Below are 6,002 nucleotides of genomic sequence, written 5' to 3'. Positions count from 1 at the left end.
TGACGATTCTTCTCTTTCGAGAAGGTTCGTATTTTTTGTGAACATTTGATAATTTAAGTAATCAGTGACCGAGGTCACTGGCACCTTCATCAAACGCCCACACTTATCGACTGTTGATTGTTAAAGAACTTCGGATTCTGTCTTGCCGCGTTGTCGACGAAGCGTTGTGTTCGTCAGCAGCAGAGAAGCGAGATTATGCGGTGTTTTGCGTTCCTCGTCAACTTCTTTTTACCTCCACCTTCAGCTCGCTTCGTCTTGCGACTGCGTTTGCGTCGGGCGAAACGAAACTATAACAAATCCATGACACGTCCCGCAAGCGGGTTTGTGCTTCCGCGACAACGCTTCAGCCAGGCTTAAGTCAGGCTCATCAATAGTGGGAATCTATCGCTCCCTTCAAATCATTTTGCTTTTCGCTATAAACGAGAATCACTATCATCTGTACCTACTGTAGTGATTAGCAAGGAGCCCCACCATGGTCGTCGCAGCGAAAAAAACCAGTCAGGTCGTGACCCACATGACCATCGCCTTTGCGATTGCCTATGCCATGACCGGCTCTGTCGTCTTCGGCGGCCTGGCCATCATCATCGAACCGGTGATCAACGTGCTGCTCCTGCCCTTCCATGAAAAGGCATGGGCCGCTTATCGCCAGCGAGCGGCGACGGAGCGTCAGCGCTACGCCGCCGTCGCTGCCGAGAAAATCAGCCAGACGGCGATGCACATGATCGTGGCATTTACCGTCATGTATTTTGCGACCGGCTCCCTCGCCTTCGGCGGCATGGCCGCCGTACTCGAACCGGTGTGCAACGTCCTGCTGCTGCCGATCCACGACCGCTTCTGGCACAACCTCGAGTTGCGCCTGAGCCGCCAGGCCAGCGCCGCCTAAGTGCGGCGGCCGCCTTGCGGCGGCTTTCGCAGATGGCGTTGGCCACCTCCAGCCCTAACGCCTTGGTCAATACCGCCAGGCGCATCGTGAGTTAAATGCGCTGTAAGTACACCGGCATATTCATTAGCTGCATATACCTATATTTCTATCCGGACTGTGTCTAGCGGTACCGTTTCCGGTGTTACACTACTGCCCCAACCCTAGTACCGTCAGCGCTGCGGCTCGGCGATTCGGTCTTAACCCGATGAGGCAGTCATGAGTGAGCTCGTTTGGCCGGCATGCGATGGCGAAACCGCACAACTGATCCGCACGCGCGATTGGAGTCGCACCGCGCTCGGCCCCATCGACTCATGGCCAGCCACGCTGCGCATCCTCACCGAAACCATTTTGCGCTCCCCGGTCGGCATGGCCTTGCTCTGGGGCGATGACAACACCCTTCTCTATAACGACGCCTACGCCCTCATCGCCGGCGACAAGCATCCACAAGCGCTCGGCATGTCGGTGCATGAGGCATGGCCGGACGCACGCGACTTTAACCAAACGGTGCTCGACGCGGCCTACGCCGGCGAGGTCAGCGTGTTTCGCGACCGCCACTTCGTCCTCGCGCACAACGGCGAGCCGAAAGACATCTGGGTGGATCTGTATTACGCGCCGGCGATGGATGAACACGGTCAGGTACGCGGCCTGCTCGCGACCATCATCGAGACCACTGCGCGCGTGCAGGGCGAGCGTGAGCGCGAACGGCAAGGCCGGCACCTGGAACAGGTGAATACGCGCCTCGACGCCCTGCGGGTCCAGTTGGAGCAGACCAACGACAAGCTGGTCGGCGACATGGCCTTCCTGAATACCCTGTTCCGCCAGGCGCCCAGCTTCATGGCCGTGGTCACCGGGCCGGATCATGTCATCGAGCTGGCCAACGATTCCTATCTGCGTCTGGTACAGCACCGCCCCATCATTGGCAAGCCGGTACGCGAGGCGCTGCCGGAGGTGGTCGAGCAGGGTTTTGTCGACTTGCTCGACCAGGTCTACCGCGAGGGCGAACCCTTCCACGGGCGAAGCGTCGACGTGCAGCTGGTCAGTGCCGACGGCCTCGCAATGGAGCGCCGCATCCTCGATTTCGTGTACCAGCCGCTGAAGGATGGCCACGGGAACACCCACGGCATCTTCGTCGAAGGCATCGACGTCACCGACCACGCGCTGACCGAGGAGCGGCTGCGCGTCGCGCAGGAGGTAGGCGAGATCGGCACCTTCGAGTGGTATCCCAACACGGGAAAGGTCGTGGTTTCCGAGGCCTACCGCCGCTTGTGGGGCTTCACGCCGGATACGGATGTCACGGCGTCGATGCTGGTCAACCAGGTAGAGCCGGCGCACCGCCACATGGCCGGTCCAAGCCGGCTCGAGCAATATGACAATCCGATCGGCTACGCGGAATTTATGATCACGCGCGTCGACACGGGCGAGAAGCGCTGGATCGCGCGCCGCGGCCAGGCCGTGACGGGAACGAAGGGTGGCGAACGACGTTATCTCGGGGCGGCGTTTGACATCACCGAACGAAAGCGCATCGAAGAAGACCTGCGCGAAGCGCAAGCCGCCCTGCACGCATTGAACCAGTCGCTCGAGCTCAAAGTGGTGCTGGAGGAAACCGAGCGCGTCAAGGCCGAGGATGCGCTGCGCCAGGCGCAGAAGATGGAAGCGGTGGGCCAGCTGGCAAGCGGCGTGGCGCACGACTTCAATAACGTCCTGCAGATCATCTCGAGCAACCTGCAGCTGATGGAACTCGATGGCCTGGGCGGCTTGCCGGGCGCGCGCATCGCCAGTGCCATCGCCGCCGTCGAGCGCGGGTCCAAGTTGTCCTCGCAACTGCTGGCCTTCGCGCGCAAGCAGCCGCTCCAGCCGGTGGCGACCCACCTGGGCCGCCTGCTCGGCGACATGGAATCGCTGCTGCTGCGCGCCCTCGGCGACCGCATCGTGGTCGACATCCACCAGCCGGCCGGACTATGGAACGTCGAGGTGGACCAGAACCAGCTCGAGAACGCCATCCTCAACATGGCGATCAATGCGCGCGACGCGATGGATGGCGTGGGACGCCTGACGATCAGTTTGTCCAACGCCGCACCCGACGGAGCCGATGGCGCCGAGCACGTTTGCCTGGCGATGAACGACACCGGCTGCGGCATGCCGCCGGAGATCGTCGAAAAGATCTTCGACCCCTTCTACACCACCAAGGCGCCGGGCAAGGGCACCGGGCTGGGCATGAGCATGGTCTACGGTTTCGTGAAGCAAAGCGGTGGCGAGATCCGGATCCAGAGCCGGCCGGGCCAGGGCACGACGATCCTGATCTACCTGCCGCGCGCCCTCGGCGAAGCGGTGGAAGCGCGCGCGCCGGACAGCGCGGCGGTGCATGGCAACGGCGAAACCGTGCTCGTGGTCGACGACGATGCGGCGGTGGTGGCCACAACCACCGATGTCCTCACCAGCCTGGGCTACCACGTGCTGCGCGCCGGCGACGCACAGCAGGCGCTGGCCGTGCTGCAGAGCGGCGTGCGGGTCGACCTGCTGTTCACCGACCTGTCGATGCCGGGCGCGGTCGACTGGGTATCGCTGATCGAGCGCAGCCGCGTCGTCGCGCCGGACACGGCGATCCTGCTCACCTCGGGCCAGTTGCCGGACCGGCAGCTTGACGACGATATCGAACTGCTGCCCAAGCCCTACAGCCGCGAGCAACTGGCGCGCGCGGTGCGGCAGCAGCTAGGGCGGACGCCGCCTGTGGTGGCTGCGGACCGCGTGGCGCACCAGGACCTGACCGGGAATGGACAAGCGGGGCGCCGCATCCTGGTGGTGGAGGACGATCCTGACACGCGCGAACTCGCCTGCGAACTGCTGTCGGCCCTCGGGCACGAAGCAAGCGGCAGCGGATCGGCCGAACACGCACTGGCGCTGCTCAAGGAGAGCGACGTCGACATCCTGTTCACCGACCTGAACCTGCCCGGCCTGTCGGGGATCGAACTGGCTACGCGGGCGATCGCCTCACAGCCGGCGCTCACGGTGATCCTCGCCTCGGGCGAGGGGAACAACGTCAAGCTCCCTGCGGACAGCGGCGTCATCCTGCTGCCGAAACCATACGACCTGCCGCAGCTCGAATTGAGCATCGCGCATGCCGCCCGGCCCCGACGTGCGGCAAGCCTGCACTGACCGGCCCGTATTCACTGCCTCACCCTTATGCTCAATCCGAACATCGACCATCGCATCCTGCTCATCGACGACCAGCCTTTCAATGCAGAACTCCTGAAGAGCATGCTCGCGGACGAAGCCGAGATGCGCATCGAATACCTCAGCGAGCCGGTGCGCGCCTGCGAAGTGGCGGATACCTTTGCGCCGACCCTGATCATGGTTGATCTGCACATGCCACTCGTCGACGGCCTGAGCGTGATCCGTGCGCTCAAGCTCGCGCCGTCCAGCGCGCAGGTGCCGATCATCATGCTGTCTTCGAACGAGAACCCGCATGTGAAGGCAGAGGGCTTCGCGGCGGGAGCGATGGATTACCTAGTCAAGTGGCCGGACCGTATCGAGCTGGCCGCGCGTGTGCGCGCTCACTCGCGCGCTTACCACGCGGCGCGCGAGCGCGACCTGGCGCGTCAGGCGCTGGAGACGAGCCAGGCGGCTTTGCTCGAGCGCACACGCGAGCTGGCCGAAGCGCAGGATTCGCTGCACGACGCGCAGAAGATGGAAGCGATCGGCGAACTCACCAGCGGCATTGCGCATGATTTCAACAACGTCCTGCAACTGATCAACGGCCACCTGCAATTGCTGCGCGTGGCGCACCGGACCGACGAGAAAACGGTGCGCCGCGTCGATGCGGCGTCCGAAGGCGTACGCCGCGGCGCCAGGCTGGCCTCGCAACTGCTGGCCTTCGCACGACGCCAGGCGCTGGAACCGGTCGTCATGGACGCAGGCGCGCACCTGCGCAGCATGGAATGCGCGCTGCATCGCCTGCTGGGCGGGCGGCGGCTGGAGATGTATGTGGATGCGGGCGTGCCGATGGTGTCGCTCGATCCGGTTCAATTCGAGAAGACGGTGCTGCACCTGGTCGAAAATGCAATCGAGGCCATGGGCCCTGACGGCACCCTGGTGTTCGAGGTGAGCCTTGGCGGCTCGCCCGGCGATGAAGAAGGCGCGGACGCGGATTATGTTTGCATCGCCGTCCGGGACGATGGCACCGGCATGTCGGACGAGGTCCAGCGACGCGCCTTCGAACCCTTCTTCACGACCAGGACGGGAAAGCGGCGTTCCGGCCTGGGGCTGAGCCTCGCGTTCGGCTTCGTGAAGCAAAGCGGCGGGCATATCGAGCTGTCGAGCGCGCCCGGCGTGGGAACGACAGTGAGCATGTACTTCCCTGCCCTGGCCGCGCTGGAGGAAGACAGCGTGCTGGCCGCGGAAGCACCGCCGCGCCGCGTACCGACGGTGCTGGTGGTCGAGGACGAGGCTTCGGTGCGGGCGGCGAGCGTGGAAGTGCTGCGCAAGCTGGGCCTGTACGTGCTCGAGGCTGCGGATGGGGAAACGGCCTTGCGCCTGATCCGGCAAGGGCTGCCGATCGATTTGCTGTTCACGGACATCGTGATGCCCGGCGCCGTGCGTGGGCATGAACTGGCGCAGGCGATGGCGGAGCATCTGCCGGAGGCCAAGGTGCTGTTCGCATCGGGATATCCGGGAGAGGTGGACAGAGAAGATGGGGTGTTCCGGCGCGTGCCGATGCTGCCGAAGCCCTATCGCCTGGATGAGATGAGCAGGGTGGTGCAGCGCTTGCTGCAAGAGTGAGTCTTGTAACCCCACTCGAGGCCCGCGGATGTTCGCGGGCTTTTTTACGTCTAGCGCCGGCGCATATTGAGATACCGGCCGCGCTGCTCACGGCGGCCACAAAGCAAAAAAGCCCGCTCAGATCACTGAGCGGGCTTTTTCATATAACTAGCCTGACGATAACCTACTTTCACACTGGTTGCAGCACTATCATCGGCGCAAAGTCGTTTCACGGTCCTGTTCGGGATGGGAAGGGGTGGGACCGACTTGCTATGGTCATCAGGCATAACTTGTACGAGTCGCAGCGGTTTTCGCTACGGCTCTG

General features: G+C 63.3%; 3 protein-coding genes and 1 rRNA gene. 3 read left to right on the top strand and 1 reads right to left on the bottom strand.

Annotated features, from left to right (window positions below):
• Positions 1 to 472: 472 nt before the first annotated feature.
• The 3 genes from B0920_RS25220 to B0920_RS25210 all read left to right on the top strand — a co-directional run bounded on the left by B0920_RS25220 (position 473) and on the right by B0920_RS25210 (position 5,698).
• Entirely contained in the window at positions 473 to 883 is a 411-nt protein-coding gene (locus B0920_RS25220; protein ID WP_078035458.1) for a DUF2061 domain-containing protein, read from the top strand.
• 255 nt (positions 884 to 1,138) lie between these two features.
• Positions 1,139 to 4,075 (top strand): response regulator, encoded by a 2,937-nt coding sequence (locus B0920_RS25215; protein ID WP_078035457.1) that lies wholly within the window; start codon positions 1,139 to 1,141, stop codon positions 4,073 to 4,075.
• A gap of 27 nt (positions 4,076 to 4,102) precedes the next feature.
• The gene (locus B0920_RS25210) at positions 4,103 to 5,698 is read left to right on the top strand and encodes a response regulator (RefSeq protein ID WP_078035456.1); all 1,596 of its coding nucleotides are present in this window, start codon (positions 4,103 to 4,105) and stop codon (positions 5,696 to 5,698) included.
• 150 nt (positions 5,699 to 5,848) lie between these two features.
• Here the strand turns inward: B0920_RS25210 and rrf are convergent.
• Positions 5,849 to 5,961 (bottom strand): 5S ribosomal RNA (gene rrf, locus B0920_RS25205).
• Positions 5,962 to 6,002 lie beyond the last annotated feature (41 nt).

Origin of the sequence: Massilia sp. KIM (assembly GCF_002007115.1) — a bacterium.
Taxonomy (GTDB): Bacteria; Pseudomonadota; Gammaproteobacteria; order Burkholderiales; family Burkholderiaceae_D; genus Telluria.
Note: the sequence above shows the minus strand (reverse complement) of the source record. Positions and strands in the feature narration are given on the sequence as shown.